Source organism: Leptolyngbya sp. UWPOB_LEPTO1, assembly GCF_017302695.1.
Taxonomy (GTDB): Bacteria; Cyanobacteriota; Cyanobacteriia; order Leptolyngbyales; family Leptolyngbyaceae; genus Leptolyngbya; species Leptolyngbya boryana.
This window is the reverse complement of the sequence record NZ_JAFLCJ010000026.1, coordinates 34,302-60,562: the sequence shown is the minus strand read 5'-3', so window position 1 is coordinate 60,562 and position 26,261 is coordinate 34,302. Positions and strand designations below refer to the sequence as shown.

The window sequence follows — 26,261 nt, the reverse complement described above, 5'->3', positions numbered from 1 at the left end:
GCTTTACCTTCAGTCCGTGTATGGATCTAAATAAGGGATACTTGCTTTCTCAAGCATAGACCGGATTGCTTCTGTTTTTTCTTTAGCTCTCACTATCTGCTCAAGAAGCACGTCTAAGCCCAATTCATCTAACGCTGTATAAAATTCCCTCTGTCCCGTTGCATCTCGATACGTGATTCTTAAGGTATGGGACACAATGGCAGCGGACATCCCCTCATCTATTTCATCCTGAAATATTGGGCGAACATCAGTTAGGATACGTGCATCTGCCAGAATTCGCTCACTCTCAATACGCAACTCGAAAGCTTTAGCAAAGGTTTTAAAAACCCCATTGGCTGTCAGGAGAGCATGAATCCGTCCGCTAAACCGAGCAATTTGATCATCGGAATAATTAGAAAACTCCTCATGCTCAAAAAGACTGCTTGATAGCTCTGTAACAACCCTTTCTATAAGCGAATCATCTCTCTCCTCTCCGTTCAAAGATACTTGAAGCGCAACTATCGCTTGTGTAATTTCTTCCAAATCTTTAAGGTCGATTCCTTTGACTTCTGCTGCCAAGTCAGTCGCTACCTTCTCCACACTTAGCGTTGGACAGACCTTATCTACAGCATTTAAGAGTGCTCTAAAAACTTTATCCTCAATGTCAATTAGTAATTTAATTCCTCGAACATGCTCCTCTGGAACTCTCAAGTAAGGCATATCAATCTCTTTATCTCGTCTTCAATTCGCTATCAACGGCAGTGACTTTAAATCGTTGGTATCGTTCCAAGCCACTTCATAACCGACAAAGAAAAATCCTCTTCAGGCACAACTCTAGCCGTGACTCAATCAAAAGAAGTTGTAACTGCATAGCGCATTTGAAGGCATTTATATCTCCTAATCCGATTCCAAGTTAGCATTAACGCGGCACGGATGCATCACTCATTATGCCCATCTACTGCTTTTACAACGCATAAAATTTCATACTTGATTCTCTCATCCAAAGTTCTTGATTTCTTTTGAATTTCCTAAATGAGGGCTTACGGCTTCCAAATATCTCCTAGTGACGATACAACAGCCCTGCTCCAGCATGAGTACATTGGGACTGTCAGGAATGTGGGTGAAAAGATGATTCGGTTTAAGGTTACTCAGGCATAAGGGCAGCCATTAGGTATTCAAACCCTGTTCAGTTCCGAAACGAGATCGACCGGTCACAGGGGTCACAGGCGAAGATTCCAAGTTCCATCGTCAATTGGCTGCTGTCTCTCTCACAGAAAGTCTTAGCTCGCCCCAATCCTCGCCAGAATTAGCCAAGTCGAGAGCGTCAATGGCGCGATCACAGGTTCAAAATTCATCATCAAATCGATTTCTCCCATTGCCACTGGGAGAGGGGACGAGATTAGGTTTCCTAGACGTGGAGTTCGTCGATCGCGCTTGATACAACTGAACTTTAGTACGCGCGTCCACAACTTGCAGGTTGAATTTATAAGTGCAAGTTGTGGACGCATCCAACGGAAATAGCGGTATCAGTTTCGGTATTCACAATTCATTAAGGGGAGAAATCCCCATTAAAAAGCTGTGAATACGCTTTGATATCGCGTCTCACTCATTCGGTTGTGTTTGGGTTCCTTGCTCACATCTTGCTCACGCTTTTGTTTTGAGGTTTGGAACCTATGCCAGGAACGAGACTTGAACTCGTGACACGAGGATTTTCAGTCCTCTGCTCTACCAACTGAGCTATCCCGGCGGAAGCGCGTTTCGGCGCTTAATTAAATTAGCAAAAGAATCGTAACTTTGCAAGCAAATTTCTCAGAAACTTAGAAATGCCGTTTCGCATCATGAAAATCATCGGCTCAAACCCATTCGATTCGGACACAATAAACTACACGTCCGAATCGCACGAGCAGCAGTTACCCTGATAAAGTATGTACCGACTCCCGTTGAAATCAAAATTATGACTCGCCGACGTTCTACCCCTTGGATACACCGTGCCGCTCGCCCGCTGATTGGCGCGATCGCAGGGCTTGGCATTCTCAACACGGGCTATATCACCTTTAACAAATTGTCTAGCGCCACGGTGGCATGTCCGACTAGTGGATGTGAACGGGTGCTGGAAAGCCCCTATGCCGTCTTATTCGGACTGCCCCTTTCGCTGTATGGATTATTGGCATACATCGGAATGGCAGTACTTGCCTTGGCTCCCTTGCTGGTAAATCCTGAAGAGAAGAAATCGCTCCGCACCAATTTAGAGAATCAAACTTGGCTGCTGCTGTTTGCAGGCGCAACTGCAATGTTGCTGTTTAGCGGCTACCTGATGTACATCATGTTCTCCAAATTTGTGTCGCAGTTTGGAGTTAATGGAATTTGTTATTTCTGTCTGGCTTCAGCCACGTTTGCCACATTGATGTTCGTATTGACGCTGATTGGGCGAGATTGGAACGATCGTGGACAGTTATTTTTCCTGGGCACAATCGTCGCCATGATTACTCTCATTGGCTCGATCGCTTGGGGCGCTTCGATTGGCAGAGGTCCGATCGATGCCGCAACCATTACAGATGCGGCAGGCAATCCTTATTTTGTTGTCAATAACACGTCTGGACAAGCCGAAATTGGATTAGCGAAACACTTGAAGCAAACTGGAGCCACGATGTATGGGGCTTATTGGTGTCCGCATTGCTGTGAACAGAAACAATTCTTTGGCAAAGAAGCCCTCGCAGATTTTCCTTACGTCGAGTGTGCAGAAGGTGGCAAAGAGGCTCAAATTGAGACTTGCCAGAAAGTGTTAGGCGAAGCTGAAAATCAATTGAATCAGAAACCTGGATACCCAACTTGGCAAATTAATGGCAAATTCTATAGCGGTCGGCAAACTCCTCAGCAGTTAGCCTCTGCGTCTGGATATACCGGACCGCAAGACTTCAAGAATGCATTTAAGGCGTGCGGTCAGCCGTAAATTGCAGAACTTGATTGAGTTTGCCGCTCCGGTAGCCTTCTAAATCGAGGGTGACATATAAAAAGCCCAGAGACTGAAATGCCTCGACCAGCGTTGAAAGATCCGTCTGAACAACGAATTCTTTAACTTGATCGGGCATGACTTCAATCCGAGCCGTGTCACCCTCTGATCGCACTCGAATATTCGACCAGCCCAGTTTTCTTAAATACACTTCAGCCCGTCCAACTCGTTGCAGTTTCGCGATCGTAATTTCCTCACCATAGGGAAACCGTGAACTCAAACAAGGTTGGGCGGGTTTGTCCCAATATGACAATCCGAGATGTTTCGCGATCGCTCGAACTTGAGCTTTTGTGATGCCAATTTCGGCTAAAGGAGATCGTGCGCCTCGCTCTTTTGCAGCTTGAATGCCAGGACGATAATCATGCAAATCATCTGCATTCACACCATCGACCACGTAAGGATAACCCCATTCATGTGCGAGAGGCTTTAATGTATCGTGCAATTCGCTTTTACAGAAATAACAGCGATTGACCGGATTAGAAGCATAATTGGGGTTTTCTAATTCGTGAGTTTGAACGATTTTGTGAGTAATGCCAATCTCAGCAGCTTGAATGCGAGCATCTTCAAGATCTTCGGGCAGGAGAGACGGGGATTCGGCAGTCACAGCAATGGCACGATCGCCCAAAACATCAAAGGCAACTTTTGCCACAAGCGTACTATCGATCCCGCCCGAATACGCGACTAGGGCTTGATCCATCTCGACGAAGAGCGCTTTTAGCAGGTCTAATTTCTCGTACATCTGGGGGCTGAGTTAGGGATACTCTCGTTATGCCACAAAAAAGCAGGCATTGATTGCCTGCTTTACTTTTGAGAATTTGTGAATTCAAGGAATTCGATTAGTCGTCGTACACGCGGCATTCTAGTGCATCAGGATTATCGTCGCAGTATTTTTCAAAGTTGTTCTTGGGCTTGCTGCTTTCGCGCTGGTGAGCCGCTTCAGCCTGTAGTTCTTCGACTACATCCCAAGCAGCCGCACACTCAGCCGAGTTCGCACCGTTGATGTCACACTCTTTGCGAGCATTATCACGCTCGACTTCAATCTGCTTTTCAATATTGCTCATTGTTAGGATCCGTCCTCTTTAATTCAAGTCAAAACAAGCGGGTTAGAGAGAGTAGACGTTAGACCTGGACTGTACTCAGGACAAGTGAGAACGGTTGACAGGACTATCCAGCATTCAAGCTTAGGACAATCAGCTCTTTTTAATCTGCTCACTAGACAACATTCCAGTGAGTGTCCGCTCATGCTTTATGTGCATATATTAACCCGTGTTGTTTCCCCTTGGCGACTCTACCTGAAGTGCGGTCTTCCGATCTGTGAGTCTGATAAGCTGTCAACCGTGTTCTACACTAGAGTCATTGCGACTTTTCTCAGGAGAGCGATCGCGTATGACCGAATCTCTCAAATCATCCATGCGATGGGCAAGCGCCTTGTCAACTCGCCCATTCCTAGAAGCTGCGGTCGAAGAAGTTGTGACTCAAGCACAGGCAACCTTGCAAGCTTCAATTGATTTGGGGATTATTTTTATCTCATCTGCGTTTGCCAGTGAGTACTCTCGATTGTTGCCTTTATTTCGAGAAAAATTGCCGGGTGTGCCGCTGATTGGATGTAGCGGGGGCGGCATTATCGGAATGACACAGCGGGGAAAAGTGCGGGAAGTCGAAGGGGAGCCTTCGCTGAGCTTGATGCTTGGGCATTTACCGAACGTGAAGGTGCAGCCGTTTTACATTTCGGCAGGGGATTTACCGGATTTGGATAGTCCGCCGGATACTTGGACAGATTTAATCGGGGTTCCGACATCAGATTCGCCAAATTTCATCGTGCTCGCAGATTTGCCGCGAGTCAACGATCTACTGCAAGGGTTAGATTTTGCTTATCCTAGTGCGCCGAAAGTCGGCGGGTTGGCAAGTGCGGGAACGTTAGGGGGATCGACCGGATTGTTTGGCGATCGCTTTTATCGAGAAGGCGCAGTTGGAGTTGCGCTGAGCGGCAATATTGTCATGGAAACGATCGTCGCTCAGGGTTGCCGTCCGATTGGTAAACCGTATTGGGTAACCGAAGGCGAGCGCAATGTCTTGCTGGCAATGCAAGAAGACGATGGATCAGGAGTGCCGTCTGATCGCTGTGGTGTGAAGCGATCTCCCTTGGAACAGTTGCAAGAGTTAGTGCAGGGATTGAGCGAAGAAGATCAGCAGCTCGCACAGCAGAATCACATTTTTGTGGGTGTGGCGCAGAACGGATTTAAGCAGACCTTGGAACCTGGGGATTTTTTGATTCGGAATTTATTAGGCGTTGATCCGAGAGTGGGCGCGATCGCAATTGGCGATTTGATTCGTCCCGGTCAACGGATTCAGTTTCACTTGAGAGATGCAGAAACTTCCGCAGAAGATTTGGATTTGTTCCTGCGGCGATATATGCAGACGAGCCAATCTGATCCGAGTCCGACGGGAGCCTTAATGTTTTCGTGTTTGGGACGGGGCGAAGGGCTGTATGGAGAACCGAATTTTGATTCGCAATTGGTGAATGAGTACTTGCAAGAACTGCCGATCGCGGGTTTTTTCTGTAGCGGTGAAATTGGGCCTGTGGGAGGGAGTACATTCTTACATGGCTATACGTCAGTTTTTGGAATTTGTCGGGAGAAGGAATAGACTGTGGCGATCGTTCGAGTTCGAGAGCATGTAAATCCGCTGAGCCGGAGATATCAAACCCCCACGCCTGCGCCAGACTGGAATCAGGTTTTTTCAGATCTGTCGCGCCCTTTGCATTTGGATATTGGCTGTGGGCGAGGGGTGTTTTTGCTGAAAATGGCAGAGCAACACCCGGATTGGAATTATTTGGGGTTAGAGATTCGAGAGCCGATTGTTCAACAAGCCTTAGAGTGGCGAGACGAAGCGGGCTTGAAAAATTTGCATTACATTTTTTGCAATGTGAGTAACTCGCTGCATCCGATGTTGGCATCTTTGCCGACAGGTGTGCTTGCGCGGGTGTCGATTCAGTTTCCTGATCCTTGGTTTAAGCGGAAACACCAAAAGCGTCGAGTTGTACAGCCGGAAATTGTTACAACTTTGGCGGAATTTATGAAGTCGGATACAACCGTGTTTCTGCAATCAGACATCCTGGAAGTTGCGCAGAAAATGGTTGATCGATTTGCAGAGTCACCCAATTTTGTGCGCACCAGTTCAGAGTGGCTCGCTGAGAATCCGTTACCGATTCCAACAGAGCGAGAACTGATGGTGATGTCCTTTGGAGATCCGATCTACCGAGCGATTTTTCGGAAAGTTTGAAGGTCGCAACAAAAAAGCCCTAGCAATTTACTAGGGCTGATTTCAACTTTCCAATGATTGATCCAGAGATTCAGAAGTTGAGGAGAGACAACTTCTGAAAAGTCTTATTGCTCAGTCAGGGATTCAGAAGTTGAGGAGAGACAACTTCTGAAAAGTCTTAGCTTGCAGCAAACGCAGTGAGAAACGTGAAGGCAACGAGTAGGAATGCGATCGCACCTTGAAAAGCGTAGTTCTGCTGTTGCTCGAAAGAAGGAGATTCAGCGAAATACATCACAGGTTCCGAAGCGTAGTTGTTCAAGATTCCGTCTTCATTCCGAGTCGTATACATCGCAGGTTCCTCTTAAGTCAGTGGTTTGTTGCGTTATGTAAATTAATGTAACGTTGTGTTTACAAAATGTCAACAAATTTCTGATTTTCTGATAGAGAAGCACGGACTGCGTTCGAGCAGCACTTCCAAATCCAGAATGAGAGACTCTAGCTAGCGTTGCGCAGAAGCAGACAGTTGCGCCCACGCTTGCACCATGTCTTGTAAAGCTCTTGGAAGATTTTTAATTTCCAGATCGATGTATTGAACAGTAATCCCCATGCCTTTCAGCGTTGTCGTCGGATAGTCTGCCATAGCGGCGCTACTCAAATAACGCAAGCGATGGAAATTGGGAAATCTCTGGGTTTGCATCATTTGCTGAAACTGCTCAACTTGCTGCTGAGAGAGACGCTTGACCACGATCGGACGAGAACGAATATTCGGTCCCATGATCCACTGGGTGATTGCACCATCCTGGGTCAACGTAAGTTGTGTCACTTTGCCAGCCAGATCCCCGCTGACGATCGATTGAAATACAACGTCTTTTTCACTCGGCGATAAGTTCTCTTCTGGAATAAATGAAGGCACTAAACCACCCTGGCTACCGCTTGCTGTGGGATTTTGAGCAATGCGATTGCCGGACTGATCTAAGTGATAGACCCAACTGCGATCGCCGTTTGTCACGATCGCTTGCCATCCAGGTATCGCAATCTTCGTACAGGCTTGTCCTGGTTTGAAAACGCCCATGCAGCCATCCCAAGTTGCGGATCTGACTTCTGCTACTTTTAAACGACGCATCGGTACTCGCACTTGTCTTGAAACCGTTCGGAGCAAGCGTTGGTTGACTGATGCGGGTAAAGTCACTCCTGTTTCAGAGTTGGGTGCTAAGCGAATTGTGTCAGCATTCTTGTCCGTGCGATACAGCCAATTTTGCTGCCCGCTGGAGACTTCAATTTGCCAACCTTCAACCAGTGCTTGTAAACAACTGTCCGCCGCACCTCCTAGACCTAGACATCCATCTGTCCAAGTTTGCTGAGAAAAATGCACAACTTGAATCTCGCGCAGCGGAATGTTAAATTGCTGCGCGGCAGCTTGACGGACTTTAAGTTCAACGGATGACGGAAGTGCAGATCGCGGAGTAGTGAGCGCGATCGCAGATGCAGAAGTATGTGCAAATCCAGCTTGCTGAGAGAATCCTATTCCAGTGCTGAACATCAATCCAGACAATGCAAAAGTCATGAAGTGACGCGATAATCTGAACTGTTTTTGTGTCGTGAGTTTCATAAGGATTGAGAACTTGATTAGGGATAGATCTAAGTTAACGAGCCTGATGATGAGACACGATCGCTGTTTCTGAATCTGTTACATCAATCCATGACTTTATATTGATCGGGAACTCCTACGATTTGTATGGTGTCTTAGTGCGATCGCAATTTAAGGTGTAGTCTGTTTGTAGCTCATTGCAATGAGTAGCTCATATTGCTTGCAGTAAGACAGACATCGGGTGAAACGCTGTGTTCAAGCCAAATCCTTAGAGAATAGCCAGACCTCTTACAATACTCTTATCCATCCCGGACTGAGGACAATCGAATCATGGATTCAGAAGTCTTGACAAAACTGAAAAGCTTGTGCCGAGATGAAGCCGCATTTGAGCAACTCCGACAAACCCTCGCTGACAAAATTCAGCCTTTAGAACAGCAGATCAATCAGGCAAATTTTTTAGTTGAGCGGCAGAAGGCTCTGTTTCATGTCATCGCCCGCTTACGCGAACCCCTTGATCTCGAAACAATTTTTCAATCAACCGCAGCCGAAGTCCGGCAATTGCTCGGAGCCGATCGCGTTGGCGTATTTCGCTTCTATCCTGATTGCGGTTGGAATGATGGAGAATTTGTTTCAGAAGATGTTGATCCTGAGTTTTCTTCCGCGATCGCCCAAAAAATCCACGATCACTGCTTTGGCGACCAGTTCGCAGCACATTACCAACAAGGGCGCATCCAAAATGTAACCGACATCGATACAGCAGGATTAAGCGATTGTCATAGACAAATTTTGGCTCAATTTCAAGTGCGAGCCAACCTCGTCGTGCCGCTTCTGCAAGGTCGCAATCTATGGGGATTACTCTGTATTCATCAATGCCGCGCTCCGCGCCAGTGGCAATCGACAGAGATCGAGTTTGTGCAACAAATCGCCAATCACCTCGCAGTTGCCCTGCAACATGCAGAACTGCTGGCAGAATTGCGCGCAGAAGTCACGGAGCGCCAGCAAGCTGAACAACGCGCCCAAAAACTCAACCAAGGGTTACAACAAGCCATTCTTGAACTTAAAGCAGTCAATGCAGAATTAGAAGCCTTTAGCTATTCTGTTTCGCACGATTTGCGCGCCCCTTTACGCAGCATTGATGGCTTCAGTCAGGCATTACTAGAAGATTGCTTCGAGCAACTCGATCCGAGCGGGCAGGATTATTTGCGCCGTATCCGCTCTGCCACTCAGCGCATGGGGCACTTGATTGATGATCTCCTGACGCTATCGCGAGTCACTCGCAGTGATATGCGAAAAGACACCCTTGATCTCAGCCAAGTTGCCAGCCGGATCTGCACTCAGTTACAGCAAGCCTCTCCGCAACGACAAATAGAAGTTCAGGTACACCCGGGATTGACCGCTTATGGAGATACCCGTCTGATCCAAGTTGTCTTAGACAATTTATTAAATAATGCTTGGAAATTTACTGAAAAGCAGGCACAAGCCAAAATTGAATTTGGCATGATTCTCCAAGACAACGGTATCCCCCTCTACTTTGTCCGAGATAATGGAGTTGGCTTTGACCCAGCGTTTCTTGATAAATTATTTAAGCCGTTTCAGCGGTTACACAGCATGGTTGAATTTCCGGGTAATGGAGTCGGACTCGCGACTGTACAGCGCATCATTCATCGTCATGGCGGTCGCGTCTGGGCAGAAGGAGCCTTAGATCAAGGAGCAACTTTCTATTTCACATTAATAGAGGAGAAACCCAGCGCATGAGTGCGAATAGCAGAGTGATCCTGTTGGTCGAAGATAATCCGGATGACGAAGCTCTAGCAATGCGAGCACTCAAACGGCATCATATCGGTAATGAAATTATTGTCGCAAGAGATGGAGTAGAAGCTTTAGATTATCTGTTTGGAACCGGGCTGTATGCAGGACGGGATATTACATTCAAGCCCTCAGTCGTCCTCCTCGATCTCAAACTTCCTCGAATTGACGGACTGGAAGTTTTACGCCGTCTGCGAGAAAGTGAACCGACCAAATTATTGCCTGTGGTGATCTTAACGACATCGAGTGAAGAACAGGATTTACTCGATAGTTATAGCTTGGGTTGCAATAGCTACATTCGCAAACCAGTTGATTTTCTGCAATTCTCCGAAGCGATTCGGCAATTGGGCATGTACTGGTTACTGATGAATGAACCCCCCCCTGTTTAGAGAGGCGATCGCATATGCATTCTCATCTACAGCTTTTAATTGTTGAAGACTTAGAAGATGATATGCTCCTGATCCTGCGGGAGTTACGACAGGGTGGCTATAGCCTGGATTATGTGCGGGTGGAAACTCCGGAAGCCATGCAAGCCGCGCTCGATCGCGCAACTTGGGATCTGATCATTGCAGACTATACTTTGCCGAAGTTTAGTGCGCCAGAAGCGCTAAAACTCGTGCAGCGCCAGCAACGAGATTTACCATTCATTATCGTTTCGGGCACGATCGGGGAAGAAATTGCGGTCGCTGCCATGAAAGCAGGCGCACATGACTATATTTTTAAGGGGAACCTAGCACGATTAGTTCCTGCAGTAGAACGGGAATTGCGGGAAGCAAAAGAACGACAAAAGCGGCATCAAGCAGAACTCGCATTGCAAGAAAGTGAGGAAAAAATCCGAGAGCAGGCTGCATTAATTAACATTGCTTCAGATGCAATTTTCGTCTGCGATTTCTCGAATCAAATTACGTTTTGGAATCAAGGAGCAGAACGACTCTATGGATGGAATGCGGTAGAAGTTATCGGCAAAGATGTCCGTACACTCCTCGGACAAGATCTAGAAGAGAGTGAAATGCTCCAAACTGTTTTGGAAAAAGGCGAGTGGCAAGGAGAGTGCCAAAAGCTGAATAAAACAGGTCAAATTGTGATTGTTGCGACTCGCTGTACGCTCGTGCGCGGTGAAGCCGGAGAAGCTCGATCGATTCTGATCGTCGATACCGATATTACGGAAAAAAAGCTGTTAGAAGCTCAATTTTTGCGGGCGCAACGACTCGAAAGTTTAGGCACTTTAGCGAGTGGAATTGCCCATGATTTTAACAATCTTCTGACTCCGATTTTAGCGATCTCACAGCTTCTCCCCCTTAAGCTACCCGATCTTGATGAGCAGAATCACCAACTCTTGCAACTGATTGAAGACAATGTGAAACGTGGTGCCGATTTAGTCAAACAGATTCTGACTTTTGCGCGAGGAGGAGATGGAAAGCGTGTGCCGCTACAAATCCGACATCTGCTTTCGGAAGTGACGCAAATTGTACGTCAGACTTTTCCAAAAGCGATCGAGATTCGGACAATGCTATCGACCGTCGATTTGTGGATCGTTTCTGCCGATTCGACTCAGCTGCATCAGGTCATCATGAATCTCTGTGTCAATGCAAGAGATGCCATGCCCACAGGTGGAACGCTGACCATTGGCGCGGACAATCTTGTGATTGATGAAAGCTACAGACGCATCAACCCAGAAGCTTCTTCGGGTTCCTTTGTCGTATTGACGATCGCAGATACAGGAACTGGAATTCCAGCGGAGTTACTCGAGCGAATTTTTGATCCCTTTTTTACGACAAAAGAAGTTGGGAAAGGAACCGGGTTAGGACTCTCAACCGTATCGGGAATTGTCAGAAATCATGGTGGATTTGTTGAGGTCTATAGTGAGATTGGGAAAGGAACGCAGTTTAAGGTCTTCTTACCTGCAATTCCACAAAAAGTGGATCTAGCAGTAGAAGCAACTGCACATGCCCACGGACAGAACAAGCTGGTTCTGATTGTGGAAGATGAAGCTTCGATTCGGCAAGTCACGCAAACAACTTTAGAACTCTGTCATTACAAAACGCTCGTTGCTAAAGACGGAGTTGAAGCAATTTCTCTCTATGCCCAACACCATCAAAAGATTAGCTTAGTGCTGATGGACATTATGATGCCATCAATGAGCGGATTAACAGCAGTTCGTGCCTTGCAGCAAATTAATCCTGAAGTGAAGGTTGTTGCGATGAGCGGGTTAGCAACAAATTATGAGATTTCTCAAGAGGGTGGGAGTAGCTGTATCAAAGCATTCTTATCTAAACCTTATACTACAAAAGATTTAGTCGATACCTTACAAACAGTTCTTTGCCCATAGCTAAATTTAGACTGATGATCAGATACTAAACTTTAGCAAACTATAATTAAGATCCGTCTCAAGAGACATCCGGTCATCGGCACTTCTCCGTAGAATAGAGCCTGCTCAAAATGTGCCCATTGAATGAACGCTCGACCCTCTAGGCAGTCCTGGCAGCCTCTTTTGCTTGGTGCAGGAATTCTTATTCTGTCCCATTACGCAGCGTTACTGTTTCGTGTACAGCCTGCAGTTTCACTCTGGTTTCCACCTTCAGGGGTTGCAGTGACGCTAGCAATTTGGTTCGGAATGCCTGCTGTGATCCTCACTGGAATTGTTTCAACTCTAGTCGCGCCACTTTGGGGAAATCACGGTTGGAGCCAATTTGCGGGTTTGATAGATGGCGTAGAACCTTTCCTAGCCTGGTGGCTTTATCGGCGGGTTTGGCAGCGATCGCTGTCACTTGATCGCGTAAAAGATGTCAGCGTCTTTGTCTTGAGTGCTCCTACTGTCGCCTGTGCTAGTTCTGCAATCTGTGGAACTTTGACCTTAGCCACGATTGGAAATTTACCTTGGGGGAGGGTTTTAAGCACAATCCCACACTGGTGGTTAGGCAATGCGATCGGAACGATGACCATCGCGCCGCTGGCGATATTGACCTTAAACCCAGTACTGCAACACTGGAGATGGCTTCCAGAGAGCGAACTTCCAGCCAAAAGTGCTTCTGATCCGTGCAACTCTTCTCGCTTTCGAGCCGAGAAAATTGCAATTTTTGGCATGAGTATCGCGATCGCAATGTTGAGTGTCTGGCAAACGAGCCATAACGGATTTGCGTTTCAGCAGTTTGCTTTTCTCAACTTTATTCCAATCCTCTGGACAGCTTTGCGCTTCGGAGCTATTGGCAGTATAGCAACGGCAAGCTTCTGTGTGATTGCTGCTCTACTGAGCTATATCCTGAAGTATCCTAATGCTTTAATCTTACAAAATTTCCCAATTGATCCCGCTGTTCTCACCGTTCATAAGCTCAGTTTGCTCACTCAATGCGCGATCGCTTTATTGACTGGAACTGCAATTACTCAGCAAACTCAAACCCAAGTCAAACTCGCAATCTCTCAAGTACAACTTGCAGAATATGCAGCCCGATCGCGTTTAGCTGAGATTTTAGAGCAAACAAATGCCCAATTAAAACAGGCGAATCGTGAAAAAGATGAGTTGCTCGTGCGAGAGAAAATGGCGCGATCGCAAGCCGAAGCCGCAAATCAGGTCAAAGATGAATTTCTAGCTGTAGTCTCACACGAGCTACGCACTCCACTCAATCCAATTCTCGGTTGGTCGAAGCTATTACAAACCGGAAAGCTCGATCCAGCAACAACCGAGAAAGCATTGGAAACAATTTCCCGAAATGCCAAGCTACAATCCCAGTTAATCGAAGACTTACTTGATGTTTCTCGGATTTTGCGCGGCAAGTTAATTTTGCGAGAAATAGAGCTAGATTTGAGTTTAGTTATTCGATCTGCGATCGAGACAGTTCGCTTATCGGCAGAAGCAAAAGCACTTGCTCTAACTTTCACGCAGACGAATGCAGCGTCCAAAGTTTTAGTTTACGGGGATCCAAATCGATTGCAGCAAGTCATAGTCAATTTGCTGACAAATGCGATTAAGTTCACACCTGAACATGGACAAATCGAAGTTCTCTTAGACTGTACCGCAACCCATGTACAAATTCGGGTGAGTGATACGGGAAAGGGCATTCACCCAGAGTTTCTCCCTTATGTCTTTGAGCGATTTCGTCAGGAAGACAATGGCACAACTCGCAATTTTGGTGGATTGGGATTAGGACTCGCAATCGTGCGCCATCTCGTCGAGTTGCATCATGGACAAGTCGAAGCGAAAAGTGAAGGACTCGATCAAGGTGCAACATTTGTGATCACACTACCGATCGCAAATGCAAATTCTGAAATGTTGCCCGAACCCATTCCATCCACACCAGAATTCACTCCCATTTTAGAAGGCAGAAAGATTTTAGTCATTGATGATGAGGCAGATACCAGAGAGCTCCTCCAGTTCTTTCTGGAATCCCAGCACGCGATCGTCATCTCTACTGCCTCGGCGCAAGCCGCGATCGCCCAACTGAAACCCTTTCAGCCGGATCTAATCATCAGTGACATCAGTATGCCAGAGATGGATGGCTATCAGTTTATGCGTCAAGTTCGCCAATCTCATCGTATTCCGGCGATTGCCTTAACCGCGAATGTTCGCGAAGAAGATCGGCTTAGCGCGATCGCGGCAGGGTTCGATGCTCATTTAGCAAAACCGATTGTGATCGAAGATCTGTTAACTGAGATTGAGAACCTTCTGGATTCCTTTCATTCTGCCTTTAGAGAGTGACATTCTCACAACACAATTCGTTACACATAGGGTTGTCCAATTTGAAACGATTAACCCATGCTCCAGCGCCAACCCTTTCATCCCCCGACACATATTTATCCCGCCGACGCTTGGAGATGGGTTGAAACAAAGTTCGCCCCTGATTTTTTAGAGCAGATGGAAACTTTGTTTTCGACCGCAAATGGTTACTTAGGAATGCGCGGAACGTGTGATGAAGGTGATCCCGTTTGGCAAAATAGTACCTTAATCAATGGTTTCTATGAAACCTCGCAGATTGAATATGCTGAGGAAGCCTATGGTTATGCAAAAACCGGGCAAACCATCGTCAATGTCGCAGATAGTAAAACAATTAGGCTCTACGTTGATGATGAGCCGTTCTATCTCCCGACTGCCCATTTATCGCAGTATGAACGCGCCTTAGATATGCGATCGGGAACGCTCGATCGCACAATCATTTGGGAAACGTCATCGGGAAAACAAGTGAAGATTTGCTCTCGCCGATTCGTCTCATTTGAGCATCGCCATCTTGCGGCGATTTCTTACGAAGTGACGGTTCTCAATGCCAATACCCCGATCGTACTGTCTTCAGAAGTTTGTTATGATCCCACGCCTTCTAGCAATACAAATGATCCTCGCCTCACCAAAGGTTTCAAAGAACGGGTTTTATTACCAGAGCATCACTTCTGCGAGAAGCAGCGCATCTTACTCAGCCATCGCACTCGCAATAGTCAAATGAGTGTCACCTGTGGGATTGATCATATTTTTGAAACGGGATGCTCTTATCTCTATGAAGCACAAGCTTCTGAAGATAAAGGTAAAGTTGTGTTCAGTGTGGATGCTCAAGCAGGTGTACCCATCCGATTGATCAAACTGATCACCTATCACACAGGTCAGCGTGCTTCTGCTCAAGAATTGTGCGATCGCTCAAATCGTGCCCTCGATCGTGCGCTCAGACAAGGCTTTGATCAACTCTTAGCCAGTCAGTATGATTACTTGAATGATTTTTGGCAGCGCAGTGATGTGCAAATCGAAGGACATCCAGATGCACCAGATTCAACCGAGAAAATGCAGCAAGTGCTGCGGTTTAATCTCTTTCACATTTTGCAGGCTTCGGCGCGATCGCAAGATGCTGGAGTTGCGGCGAAGGGGTTAACTAGCCAAGCTTACGAAGGGCATTATTTCTGGGATATGGAAATCTATGTTTTGCCGTTCTTGATCTACACCTCGCCACAGATTGCGAAGAACTTGCTGCGGTTTCGATACAACATGTTGCAGCAAGCGCGATCGCGGGCGAAACAAGTGAGTCAAGCGGGAGCCTTATTTCCTTGGAGAACAATCAATGGTGAAGAAGCATCTGGGAACTATGCAGCCGGAACTGCCCAGTATCACATCAATGCTGACATTATGTATGCGCTGAAGAAGTATATCGAAGCGACTGGAGATGAAGAGTTTCGTTTCCGAGAAGGCGCAGAGATGCTAGTTGAAACAGCACGAATGTGGTATAGCTTAGGGTTCTTTTCACCACGCAAAGGAGATCAATTCTGCATCAATGGTGTGACTGGACCTGATGAGTACAACACTGTGGTCAATAACAATGCCTATACGAATTTGATGGCACGTGAGAATCTGTGGTATGCCGCTGAAACAATTGAAACGTTGCGAGACAAGAATGCAGAACAATTTCAGGCTTTAGTACATCAAACTCATCTCGATTTGGCTGAAGTAGAGTGTTGGCGAAAGGCTGCTGATCGTATGTATCTGCCTTATGATCAATCGCGAGGAATTCACTTACAGCATGATGGTTTTCTCGATGATGAAGTTTGGGATTTCGAGAATACACCTCCTGACAAATACCCTTTATTGCTGCATTTTCATCCCCTCGTGATCTATCGCCATCAGGTGATCAAACAAGCCGATGTTGTGCTTGCTATGTTTTTACTAGGACACGAATTTTCACAAGAGCAGAAACGCCGCAATTTTGACTATTATGATCCGCTCACAACAGGTGACTCTTCTTTATCAGTCTGTATTCAAAGCATCCTTGCTGCTGAAATTGGATACATGGATGAAGCGATCGAATATGCAGCCTATGCGAGCTTAATGGACTTAGGAAATGTCGCAGGCAATGTGAAAGATGGCTGTCATATTGCAGCAATGGGCGGAACTTGGATGATTCAAGTGTATGGTTTTGCAGGACTCCGCGATGATGACGGGCGGCTGTCCTTTCATCCTAGACTGCCGAAGATCATTCAACGCCTACGATTTCCCCTAACGGTGCGAGGTCAGCGATTATGGGTTGAGATGCATGACAAGACAGCAACTTATCTCCTGCAAAACGGACAGGGATTATCGATCGAGCATCAAGGCAAAGTACTAGAACTGAGTGAAGGTCATCCTGTCTCCGTCGAAATTGAAGTTTGAAAACGGTGATAGGGCGGATCTGTTTGAGTTGTGAATGCTGAAAAGAGTAGGGGGTAGGAAGTAGAGAGCTACCAAGAAACCAATTCCCTACTCCCCACTTCACACCCAATTCAGGACTACTGAAGTTCTCAAGCCATCGGCTTATCTTTGGGAAGAAAGAGATTGTAGCGGCCTCTAATCCCATAGACATCATAGATAGTAATCGGGTTCTCAAACCCTTTCGGATGAACCTGTTTCTCGCCCATAATTTGCACATTCTGACCTAAAGCCTGACGGGTCTGCTCAGAAATTAGAATTTGTCCACCCTGAGTATAAGACTCAATTCGATAGGTCAAATTCACAGAACTGCCGACCACGCCATACTTCGTCCGTTTTTCCGACCCAATGTTCCCAACAATGACTTCTCCGGTATTGATACCAATGCCCATTTCTAGCTGAGGTAAATTTAAGGCTTGTAGCTTCTCATTGACCAATCCCATTGTCAGTTGCATCGCGCAGGCACAGGCAACGGCTCGCAGCGCATCATCAGCTTGAGACAGAGGCGCACCAAACAGAACTAAGATGCCATCTCCCATAAATTCATCGATCGTGCCTTGATACTGGTTAATCACTTCTGCCATATCTTCAAGGTACAAATTCAGAATCTCAATCACTTTTTCGGGAGGTAAGCGCTCTGAAAGTGTACTAAAGCCTCGCAGATCAGAAGTCAAAATCGTAATCGTTCGCCGATCCCCACCTAACTTTAGTCCGGTCGGTTGATCGAGTAACGTGCCAACAACCGCATCGCTTAAGTAACGTCCAAAGACTTGACGAATCAGACTATTGCGTTTCTCCAAATCCGTATTTGCCTGCGCGAGATCAAAGGTTCGTTCTCGCACTCGCTGTTCTAGCTCTTTTGCTGTTTGTCGCAATCGTCCTACAACCAAAGTTAAACCCGATAGTCCGATGACCGACATGCTGCCTAGCATCGCAAAGGTTCCTTGCAGATTGCGATTGACTTTCTCGACAAATTGATCCAGCGGTTGGCGAATCTCCCAGACTCCAGCAACATCACCGACTGCCCAATCTTTTTTCGGGCTTTGCTGATGCGTATTGTGGCACTCAACGCAGGTTTGCTTCATGATGCTGGCTTCACCGTAAAACAGGGTGGTATGCCCATCTTTGCGCTCAAATCGCACAAAGGGCGATCGCGGAGTTTTCTGCAAAAATGCGATCGCATCTTTTTCCAATGCATCGGCTTGCCTCGCGCCCCGCCACGGAAATGGATACTCGCTGAACAAGCGCACCACCATTTCTGGATTCTTTTCGCTGATTTGATTTCCCAGTTCGAGAGCGAACGTTGAGGGCAAAGGAATACCTCCAGACTGGTTCAGATAAGCATGGGTCACAGTAATGCCTTTCACAGGTTTAGCACGATCGGCAGCAGAATCGCTGTAGAGCGCGATCGCTTGTTGAAAAGACTGGGCATGTAGAGCGGCATTTTGGATTGCTTGGGACTCGATCAAGTTCGTGGACAAGCGAGACATATTTGCCAGCGCGATTCCGGCTCCGAGACAAAGCAGAAGTGCCAAAACCAGCACAATTCGTTTGAGAAGAAATCGAAAAAATCGATTCCAAAGCATTGCCAATATCATGACGGTTGAAGGCGAATGGGCATCTTATACTTAAATTGTTACTGGTTGTGATGTCAGGATTACGGATCACACCAGCAGTTTAAAGAATATCTTGCGAAATGCCGCAACTATTTTGTTTGATTTTTGATGAGAGAGGTCTTAAGTTCATGTCAGGGATAAATTCATCAGTTTGACAGCATGGATATTGACGCAACACTAGCCTTTACTGATCGACTTGTGTTTGAAAAAATTGGCATACATCTGAACGATCTGCAATTGGCAATGCTGCGATCGTCTTGGTCGTGGGAGCGTCAAAGTTATGACCAAATTGCTGATACTTATGGCTATTCAGGAACTTATCTAAAACACGATGTTGGTCCAAAACTTTGGAAATTGTTGTCAGAAGTTCTGGGTGAAAAAGTCAATAAAACCAGTTTTCGAGCCGCGATCGAGCGACGCTTTCAATCTCAAGAACAGAGACAACCAGTCATTAGCAAACAAATCATTCAAGCTCAAGATTGGGGCGATGCTGTCGATGTGAGTTTTTTTTGTGGGCGAGAGCATGAGCTATCTCAGTTACAGCAGTGGATTTGTGAGGATCAATGCCGCTTGATCTCGATTGTTGGGATCGGCGGGATGGGTAAAACTTCGCTCTCGGTGAAACTTGCCAAACAGCTCCAAAACCAGTTCGACTGGATCATTTGGCGATCGCTCAGAAATGCTCCATCTGTTCAGGAATTGCTGCTAGACGTGATTCAGGTGTTATCGAGTGAAGCAATTTCTAATCAGCGAGATGTGACGATTTCTCGATTATTGCAAGAAATGCGATCGCGACGCTGTTTGCTCGTACTGGACAATGTTGAAACCGTTCTGCAAGGGAATCAGTATCGCAGTGGCTATGAGCAATATGGAGAATTGTTTCGGCAGCTTGGAGAAACGATTCATCAGAGTTGTAGTGTGCTGACGAGCCGCGAGAAACCTTATGAAATTCGTATGCTAGAAGGCAATGTGCTACCTGTGCGATCGCTGATGTTGCGCGGCTTAACGCTTGCAGCGGGACAGCAGCATTTGCAAATTAAGGGAACCTTTCGCGGCACAGAGACAGACTGGAGCCGATTGATCGCCGGATATTCAGGCAATCCCTTAGCCTTGAAAATGATTTCCACGACGATTCAGAATTTATTTGATGGGCAATTAGCGGATTTTCTCAGCCAAGATGCTTGGGCATTAGGCAATATTCGATCGCTGATCGAGCAACAATTTCAGCGGCTCTCAGAGTCCGAAAAAACGGTGATGGATTGGCTAGCAGTGTACCGTGAGCCAGTTTCATTTTCAGAACTCAAAGCTGACATATTTCCGCCGCTTTCAGTGCAGCGATTGATCGAGATTTTAGAACTCCTAGAGCAACGCTCTTTAATCGAAAAGGTGAATGCGAAATTTTCGCTCCAGCCTGTGATCATGGAATACGTGACTGATTGCTTGGTTGAAAAAATTTGCCAAGAAATTCAAACCGGAGAGCTGCTCCGCTTAAAAACTCACGCATTGCTCAAACCCCAAGCTAGTGATGATGTTCGAGAGGCTCAAATTCGATTGAGTTTGCAGCCTGTAATCTCGACTTTACAAGCAAATTCTCCAGGGAACATCGAGCATCTTTTGGTCGATAGAATTCACCAACTTCAAGATAATCCCGTATCAGATATCGGCTATGCAGGTGGAAATCTCTTAAATTTACTTTGTCAGATCCAACCTCGGCTGAAGCATCATGACTTATCTGATTTAGCAATTTGGCAAGCAGATTTCCGCCAGGTGAATCTCGATCGAGTAAACTTAGCAAATTCTGATCTCAGTCGTTCTGCATTTGCAGACACATTGGGCGTGGTCTTTACGGTTGCTTTTAGTCCCGATGGTACTCAGTTAGCTACAGGCGATGCTGAAGGAGGATTGCGGCTTTGGCAAGTTTCTTCTGGAGAACCGTTATTGAATCTTTCAGGACATCGGGGCTGGGTTTGGGCAGTTGCTTTTAGTCCTGATGGAAGCTTGCTAGCAAGTTGTAGCAGCGATAAAACAATTCGAGTCTGGCAAGTCGAGACTGGTGAATGTTTACAAGTTCTTCGAGGTCATACTAGCGCGATTTGGGCTGTTGCGTTTAGCGCAGATGGAACTACGATCGCAAGTGGTGGCGATGAGCCGACTGTTCAACTGCGAAACGTTAAAACAGGAGAATGCTACCCAGGTTTAACGGGTCATACGGGTCGAATTCTTTCGGTTGCATTTAGCGCGGATGGTCAGTATTTAGCGAGTGGCAGCGATGACCGAACTGTGCGAATTTGGGCTATGCAGAGTGGCGAATGTCAGGCAATTTATCAGCAACATCGCGATCGCATTTGGTCAGTTTCGTTTAGTCCTGATGGTCAACTGTTGGCTAGCGGAAGCGCGGATCATACAATTCGATTATGGGCATTAGAAACGGGTGAATGTTTGAAGGTCTTGAGTGAACATCGCGATCGAGTGCGATCAATTACTTTTAGCTCAGATTCTCAACGGTTAGTCAGTAGTAGCGATGATCAAACCATTAAAGTTTGGGATATCCACACTGGGCAATGTGTGCAAACACTCAAGGGGCACACGAATTCTGTCTTCTCAGTGGCGTTCAATCAGTTGATTGCCAGCGGTAGTACTGACCATACTGTTAAGCTTTGGGATACTACCACAGGTCGCTGTTTAAAGACCCTCACAGGCTATACAAACTCTATCTTTTCGGTCGCATTTCACCCAGATGGGCAATTGCTCGCGAGCGGGAGTACAGATCGCACCCTTCGGCTCTGGTCAATCCAGTCAGGAACTTGCTCGAAAACGCTACGAGGACATCAAGATTGGGTCACTTCAGTCACCTTTCATCCGAACGGAGAATGGGCTGCGAGTAGTAGTCTCGATCGAACTGTTCGGATTTGGTCAGTTGCAACCGGGGAATGCCTCAAACAATTACAAGGACACTCAAATTGGGTACAGTCTGTAGCATTTAGTCCGAATGGTCAGATCTTAGCGAGCGGCAGCGATGATCAAACGATTCGGCTCTGGTCAGTCGAAACTGGACAATGCTTGGAGGTTTTAACCGGACATTCGAGTTGGGTTTGGGCAGTGACTTTTAGTTCAGATGGCTCAGTGATTGCGAGTAGTAGTGATGATCAAACGATTCGGATTTGGTCAGTGGAAGCAGCAGAGTGCTTGCATGTGTTACAGGGACATACAGGACAAATTCAAGCGATCGCGTTTAGTCCAGACGGAACGTTACTTGCTAGCGGCAGTGGAGATGAAACCGTCAGAGTTTGGAATGTTCAAACCGGGGAATGTGTGCAGATCTTACAGGGACACGAAAACAATGTCTGGACAGTTGCTTTCAGTTTAGATGGTCGTTTTTTAGCAAGTGGAAGCTTAGATCAAACCGTGAAACTCTGGGAAACTGAGCATTTTGCTTGTGCGAAAACACTGCCGATTTTGATGCATTCGGTCAGATCCTCGATCGCGTTTCGTCCAGGCGAAACAATGACGATCGCAACCGGGAGCCATGATGGAACAGTTCGGATGTGGGATTTGCAAGATGCACAGTGTTTGCAGACCTTCATTCCTGATCGACCCTATGAAGGGACAAATATTCGGGGAGTAACCGGAATTACTTCTGCGCAGAGATTAGCGCTGAAAGCATTAGGCGCAACAGATTAATTCTGCTAACATCAAGCGTGCAGCTAGCTCTACCATTGGTTACTCCTAGTCATTAGACAGAATTTTGCCTCTACCCTTCGGAGGATATTGAGTCTAGCAACGCATCTTTCGTTCCTGATTTCAGTAAGTCAGTTTGTAGCTAAGATAACTTGAAGCAAAATCGAGTGCTGTATTCGCCAATCAACATTCCAGCATTAACTTGATCCTGCTAATATTCAAACAACCTCAGAAATAAGTTCGGGAGAGATTTGTAATGACAGGTCTGCTTGGGTCACCCAATGCTGTTGCTCCTCAATCCCAAAATACCCGGTATCGTCCGACTACCCATCGCCGTATTCTCTGCATTTTTCCAAAGTACAGTCGGTCTTTTGGAACCTTCCATCACGCCTTTGGATTAAAAGGCGTAAAGGCTTTCATGCCTCCCCAAGGACTTTTAATTGTTGCTGCCTATTTGCCTTCAGAATGGGATGCACGTTTTATTGATGAAAACATTCGACCTGCTTCCCGCGCTGATTATCGTTGGGCAGATGTTGTGATTGTCAGCGGAATGCATATCCAACGCCCACAAATTCAGCACATTAATGCACTTGCTCATCAAGCTGGAAAAATTACTGTGCTAGGTGGTCCCTCAGTTTCAGGCTGTCCAGAATACTATCCTGACTTTGATATCTTGCATCTCGGCGAATTAGGAGATGCGAGCGATCGCATGATCGAATACCTCGATCGTCATCATGAGCGCCCGACTCAGCAACTTCGGTTTGAAACTATCGATCGCTTACCGCTTGCTGAATTTCCCACACCTGCCTATGACAAGCTCAACTTAAATCAATATTTTCTTGCCAATATCCAATACTCAAGCGGTTGCCCCTATCAATGTGAATTCTGCGACATTCCAGCCCTCTATGGTCGCGATCCCCGCTTGAAAGCACCGCAGCAAGTGCTGCGAGAACTAGATGCCATGCTAGAAGCTGGAAATCCTGGAGCCGTTTACTTTGTCGATGATAATTTTGTGGGCAATCGTCGAGCCGTTGCGGAACTTCTGCCGCACCTGATTGAATGGCAAAAATCAAACGGTTATCCGGTTCAGTTTGCTTGTGAAGCAACGCTGAATCTCGCACAGAGTCCAAAGCTCCTCGAAATGATGCGTGAAGCTTATTTCTGCACCGTCTTCTGCGGCATTGAAACCCCAGAACCAGAGGCATTACGCGCGATTTCTAAAACGCAAAATCTGAGTATGCCGATGCTAGAAGCAATCAAAACTTTGAATCAATATGGCATGGAGGTTGTTTCAGGGATCATTTTAGGATTCGATACAGATACACCAGAAACGGTCGATCGCATTTTGGAATTTATTAAGCGATCTCAGATCCCGATGCTGACAATCAATCTGCTCTACGCTTTGCCAAAAACCCCGCTCTGGAATCGTCTGCAAGCTGAAGGACGCATTGTGTCAGAAGTCGGACGAGAATCGAATATTGACTTTCTCATGCCCTATGAAGAAGTCATTGCAATGTGGAATCGCTGTATTAGTGCGGCTTACGAACCCAACTTTTTGTACGAGCGATTTGCTTATCAATGCCAACATACTTATCCGAATCGGATCAAAGTTCCGAATAGTCCTGCACGCACTGCTCCAGATAAGATTCGTCGAGGGCTAACCATGCTTGCAAAAATCTTGCTCAGAGTTGGAGTTTTTAGTAACTATCGAGAGACATTTTGGCAAATGGCAGCTCCTGCTTTGAAAAAGACAAAAATCGAGCAAGTGATTCACATTGGCTTAGTCGCTCATCACTTGATTCATTTCACTCAAGAATGTACAAAAGGTGCCGAATCCGCTTCTTTTTATTCTCAAAAACTTCGAGGGAAGTAGTAAGCTAAAGATAAAATCTGGCAGTTGGCTGGTACTCATGAAATCGATCGAGCAAATTACCGAAGAACTGTTGTCACTTCCTAGCGCTTCTAGGGCACTTTTAGCTGAGAAATTGGTAGAAAGTTTGGAATTTGATACCGATCCAGCGATTCAAAAGGCTTGGACATCAGAGGCAAAGCGACGGCGGGATGAAGTGAGAAGTGGCAAGACTGAGAATATGCTGAGGTAGTTCAGTATTACGGCAATGCCCGGAAGTTGCCCAAGCTTTTATCAATGCAGTTGAAAATGCAGTTTATCGGATTCGGGAATCGCCTGAGAGTTGGAGCACGATAAGGCTTCCTTTGAATGTAATTGATGAAGTTCGCTCACTTCATCAAACTTCGGCAATTACTTTGCCAATGTCTTGAGGGGTTGCACCTGTTGCTAGCATTGCACGAATCAAAAGTTCGATCGAAACGGTAGCATCTCCATTTTCTGCTTTTGCAATTCGGGGCTGGCTGGAGTGAATCTTTTCTGCTAATTCGGCTTGTGTCATTCCTTGCTGTCGTCGTGCTTTCAAGCTTCGACTAAGCGCGAGTTTGATTTCGACAAAAGCAGTTTCTTCAGCCGTCAGTTCTAGAAATTCTGAAACTGTGCCAACTTTCCAACCCTTTGCCTCTAGACGCTTTTGCTTCTCTTGATCCATGTCTACTCCTGAATATCTGTGTCATATTTACTTAACCGTTTCTGACAATTCTCAATGATCTGGTCGGGTGTTGTTCGTGTCGTTTTGTTGAACACCTCTATGATGAGGATTGCATCTTCATCCATGCGATAGATGATTCTCCAGCTTTTATCAATGTCCCGAATTCTTAATTCGTGGCAACGTGACCCAATACTATGCATCGGTCGCGAGTGAGGAAGTTCGATGTTTTCGCCTTGCTGCAAGCGTCTGAGTAAGAAACCTGCTTCGAGACGAGCTTCTTGGCTGAAAGGTGGAGTTTTAATCTCACCTCGTAACCATACTAGAGGTTTATCATGATCCATGCCTGATTTATATCATATCTGATATATTTTGGCGCAACCACTCCCTATCCAATTTGATCAAGAGATCGTACTTCTAATTTTACTTAGAATATTGGGTTGTTGAATAAGTCGCTTTCGACGAATCATCCACTGCTTTTGTGCAGCGACCTCGCTTGCACAAATCAATCCTTAAACTGCCGCGTTTGAATCCGTGATGTGTAAGCATTCGTCAAGGATCTAATTCTTCCAAGACAAATCCAGAAAATTACACAGCTTATAAACAATTCGGGCAGCTACATTTCCATCCCATTCTGCATTTCCAATTTCCACAACATCAAATCCAATGACTTTTCGCCCACTGTTCACGACTTCACGGAACAGACAAAATGCTTGCTCTAGCTCCAAACCTCCGGGTACAGGTGTGCCCGTTTCTGGGCAAAGCTTCGGGTCGAACCCATCGACATCGACACTGATATAAACATCCTGCGGGAGTTCTGAGACAATCTGCTTGCAAGTCTCTAGCCAGGGAATTCCTGCATATTCTTTCTGTTTCAGCATGGGATCGAAGTAAGTTGAAATACGATCGCTTTTCTGAATCAATTCCACTTCATCAATACAGACATCCCGAATGCCAACTTGCACAAGTTTAGTCATTTGTGGCAGTTTCAGCACGTTGTACATAATCGACGCATGGGAAAACTCAAAGCCTTCGTAAGCTTCTCGTAAGTCAGCATGAGCATCAATGTGGAGAATGCCAAAAGAGGGGTAATGTTGTGCGATCGCTCTCAAATATCCTAGTGGCACACTATGATCCCCACCGATCAATCCGACTCTTTTACCTTGACTCAAAGCTTTGCCTGCTTCTTCAAAGAGCCATTGATTGGTGGACTCACATTCTTGGTTAATGGTTGCTAGTAGTTCAGTCAGTTCTGCATCTAGCTTTTCACCAGACTCTAAGCGATCGATAATTCGTGCTGCTTGGGGTCTTAATGCATCACTCTTCTCTAAGATATGCTGGGGAATTTCAGGCATGAAAATACCTTGCTTCCAACCATCAGGATTATCGAAGTCAAATAGATCGAGCTGAGAGGAAGCATTCAAAGTTGCTTCAACTCCTCTCGCTGTCCCTGCACTGTAAGAGACGGTTACTTCCCAAGGCACACCTAAGATGATCAGATTTGCCGAATCATAGTCAAACGGCAATCCAAACAGCCGACCAGTAACACCAACACCGCTCGGATTGTAGTTTTCTAGATTCGACATAGTTCTCAGAGGCTTGTAGAGTTTGACCAAAA

General features: G+C 46.2%; 20 protein-coding genes and 1 tRNA gene. 11 read left to right on the top strand and 10 right to left on the bottom strand.

Annotation, left to right across the window (positions count from 1 at the left end):
• Positions 1-9 precede the first annotated feature (9 nt).
• Together J0L70_RS27110 and J0L70_RS27105 are read right to left on the bottom strand one after the other, a co-directional pair.
• A complete protein-coding gene (locus J0L70_RS27110) occupies positions 10-699 on the bottom strand; it encodes a hypothetical protein (RefSeq protein ID WP_287456554.1) in 690 nt (229 codons plus the stop codon).
• Between the two features lie 954 nt (positions 700-1,653).
• Positions 1,654-1,726: transfer RNA gene (locus J0L70_RS27105), tRNA-Phe, on the bottom strand.
• A 207-nt stretch (positions 1,727-1,933) separates the two neighbouring features.
• Here J0L70_RS27105 and J0L70_RS27100 point away from each other — a divergent pair.
• Positions 1,934-2,929: a vitamin K epoxide reductase family protein gene (locus J0L70_RS27100; protein ID WP_190652225.1), complete on the top strand. Its 996-nt coding sequence runs from the start codon at positions 1,934-1,936 to the stop codon at positions 2,927-2,929.
• Here J0L70_RS27100 and larE read toward each other — a convergent pair.
• Together larE and J0L70_RS27090 are read right to left on the bottom strand one after the other, a co-directional pair.
• On the bottom strand, positions 2,907-3,728 hold the full coding sequence (larE, locus tag J0L70_RS27095; RefSeq protein WP_017291481.1) for an ATP-dependent sacrificial sulfur transferase LarE: 822 nt from the start codon (positions 3,726-3,728) through the stop codon (positions 2,907-2,909). The genes J0L70_RS27100 and larE overlap by 23 nt on opposite strands.
• 97 nt (positions 3,729-3,825) lie before the next feature.
• The gene (locus tag J0L70_RS27090) at positions 3,826-4,050 is read right to left on the bottom strand and encodes a Calvin cycle protein CP12 (protein ID WP_017291480.1); all 225 of its coding nucleotides are present in this window, start codon (positions 4,048-4,050) and stop codon (positions 3,826-3,828) included.
• Between the two features lie 325 nt (positions 4,051-4,375).
• On the opposite strand from J0L70_RS27090, the gene J0L70_RS27085 reads away from it, so the two are divergent.
• Both J0L70_RS27085 and trmB read left to right on the top strand, forming a co-directional pair.
• The gene (locus tag J0L70_RS27085; protein WP_017291478.1) at positions 4,376-5,635 is read left to right on the top strand and encodes an FIST signal transduction protein; all 1,260 of its coding nucleotides are present in this window, start codon (positions 4,376-4,378) and stop codon (positions 5,633-5,635) included.
• Between the two features lie 3 nt (positions 5,636-5,638).
• Positions 5,639-6,271 carry a tRNA (guanosine(46)-N7)-methyltransferase TrmB gene (trmB, locus tag J0L70_RS27080; protein WP_017291477.1) on the top strand — a complete coding sequence of 211 codons (633 nt, stop codon included), beginning with the start codon at positions 5,639-5,641 and terminating at the stop codon, positions 6,269-6,271.
• A gap of 157 nt (positions 6,272-6,428) precedes the next feature.
• Here the strand turns inward: trmB and psb34 are convergent, their stop codons facing one another.
• Together psb34 and J0L70_RS27070 are read right to left on the bottom strand one after the other, a co-directional pair.
• Positions 6,429-6,599: a photosystem II assembly protein Psb34 gene (gene psb34 / locus J0L70_RS27075; RefSeq protein ID WP_017291476.1), complete on the bottom strand. Its 171-nt coding sequence runs from the start codon at positions 6,597-6,599 to the stop codon at positions 6,429-6,431.
• Between the two features lie 150 nt (positions 6,600-6,749).
• The gene (locus tag J0L70_RS27070; protein ID WP_287456553.1) at positions 6,750-7,859 is read right to left on the bottom strand and encodes a DUF8738 domain-containing protein; all 1,110 of its coding nucleotides are present in this window, start codon (positions 7,857-7,859) and stop codon (positions 6,750-6,752) included.
• Positions 7,860-8,168: 309 nt separating this feature from the next.
• Between J0L70_RS27070 and J0L70_RS27065 the strand changes: the two genes are divergently transcribed.
• The 5 genes from J0L70_RS27065 to J0L70_RS27045 all read left to right on the top strand — a co-directional run bounded on the left by J0L70_RS27065 (position 8,169) and on the right by J0L70_RS27045 (position 16,758).
• Positions 8,169-9,593 carry a GAF domain-containing protein gene (locus J0L70_RS27065; RefSeq protein ID WP_017291474.1) on the top strand — a complete coding sequence of 475 codons (1,425 nt, stop codon included), beginning with the start codon at positions 8,169-8,171 and terminating at the stop codon, positions 9,591-9,593.
• Positions 9,590-10,033 carry a response regulator gene (locus J0L70_RS27060; RefSeq protein WP_017291473.1) on the top strand — a complete coding sequence of 148 codons (444 nt, stop codon included), beginning with the start codon at positions 9,590-9,592 and terminating at the stop codon, positions 10,031-10,033. Before J0L70_RS27065 ends, J0L70_RS27060 begins: the two co-directional genes overlap by 4 nt.
• A gap of 14 nt (positions 10,034-10,047) precedes the next feature.
• Positions 10,048-11,973, top strand: a complete 1,926-nt coding sequence (locus tag J0L70_RS27055; protein ID WP_017291472.1) for a hybrid sensor histidine kinase/response regulator — start codon at positions 10,048-10,050, stop codon at positions 11,971-11,973.
• Between the two features lie 123 nt (positions 11,974-12,096).
• Positions 12,097-14,337 carry a hybrid sensor histidine kinase/response regulator gene (locus J0L70_RS27050; protein ID WP_287456552.1) on the top strand — a complete coding sequence of 747 codons (2,241 nt, stop codon included), beginning with the start codon at positions 12,097-12,099 and terminating at the stop codon, positions 14,335-14,337.
• A gap of 57 nt (positions 14,338-14,394) precedes the next feature.
• The gene (locus tag J0L70_RS27045) at positions 14,395-16,758 is read left to right on the top strand and encodes a glycoside hydrolase family 65 protein (RefSeq protein ID WP_287456551.1); all 2,364 of its coding nucleotides are present in this window, start codon (positions 14,395-14,397) and stop codon (positions 16,756-16,758) included.
• A 128-nt stretch (positions 16,759-16,886) separates the two neighbouring features.
• Here J0L70_RS27045 and J0L70_RS27040 read toward each other — a convergent pair whose 3' ends face one another.
• Complete coding sequence (locus tag J0L70_RS27040) at positions 16,887-18,392, bottom strand: adenylate/guanylate cyclase domain-containing protein (protein WP_081614780.1); 1,506 nt, start codon at positions 18,390-18,392, stop codon at positions 16,887-16,889.
• 177 nt (positions 18,393-18,569) lie between these two features.
• On the opposite strand from J0L70_RS27040, the gene J0L70_RS27035 reads away from it, so the two are divergent.
• The 3 genes from J0L70_RS27035 (at position 18,570) to J0L70_RS27025 (ending at position 24,190) form a co-directional block, all read left to right on the top strand.
• Positions 18,570-22,091 (top strand): WD40 domain-containing protein, encoded by a 3,522-nt coding sequence (locus J0L70_RS27035; protein WP_287456550.1) that lies wholly within the window; start codon positions 18,570-18,572, stop codon positions 22,089-22,091.
• 253 nt (positions 22,092-22,344) lie between these two features.
• Positions 22,345-23,961 (top strand): B12-binding domain-containing radical SAM protein, encoded by a 1,617-nt coding sequence (locus tag J0L70_RS27030; protein WP_287456549.1) that lies wholly within the window; start codon positions 22,345-22,347, stop codon positions 23,959-23,961.
• A 37-nt stretch (positions 23,962-23,998) separates the two neighbouring features.
• The gene (locus tag J0L70_RS27025; RefSeq protein ID WP_287456548.1) at positions 23,999-24,190 is read left to right on the top strand and encodes an addiction module protein; all 192 of its coding nucleotides are present in this window, start codon (positions 23,999-24,001) and stop codon (positions 24,188-24,190) included.
• A gap of 144 nt (positions 24,191-24,334) precedes the next feature.
• On the opposite strand, the gene J0L70_RS27020 is transcribed toward J0L70_RS27025, so the two are convergent.
• The 3 genes from J0L70_RS27020 to J0L70_RS27010 all read right to left on the bottom strand — a co-directional run bounded on the left by J0L70_RS27020 (position 24,335) and on the right by J0L70_RS27010 (position 26,229).
• Complete coding sequence (locus J0L70_RS27020; RefSeq protein WP_017291467.1) at positions 24,335-24,646, bottom strand: helix-turn-helix domain-containing protein; 312 nt, start codon at positions 24,644-24,646, stop codon at positions 24,335-24,337.
• A 2-nt stretch (positions 24,647-24,648) separates the two neighbouring features.
• On the bottom strand, positions 24,649-24,987 hold the full coding sequence (locus tag J0L70_RS27015) for a type II toxin-antitoxin system RelE/ParE family toxin (protein ID WP_287456547.1): 339 nt from the start codon (positions 24,985-24,987) through the stop codon (positions 24,649-24,651).
• A gap of 216 nt (positions 24,988-25,203) precedes the next feature.
• The gene (locus J0L70_RS27010) at positions 25,204-26,229 is read right to left on the bottom strand and encodes an agmatinase family protein (protein WP_287456546.1); all 1,026 of its coding nucleotides are present in this window, start codon (positions 26,227-26,229) and stop codon (positions 25,204-25,206) included.
• Between the last annotated feature and the right edge of the window lie 32 nt (positions 26,230-26,261).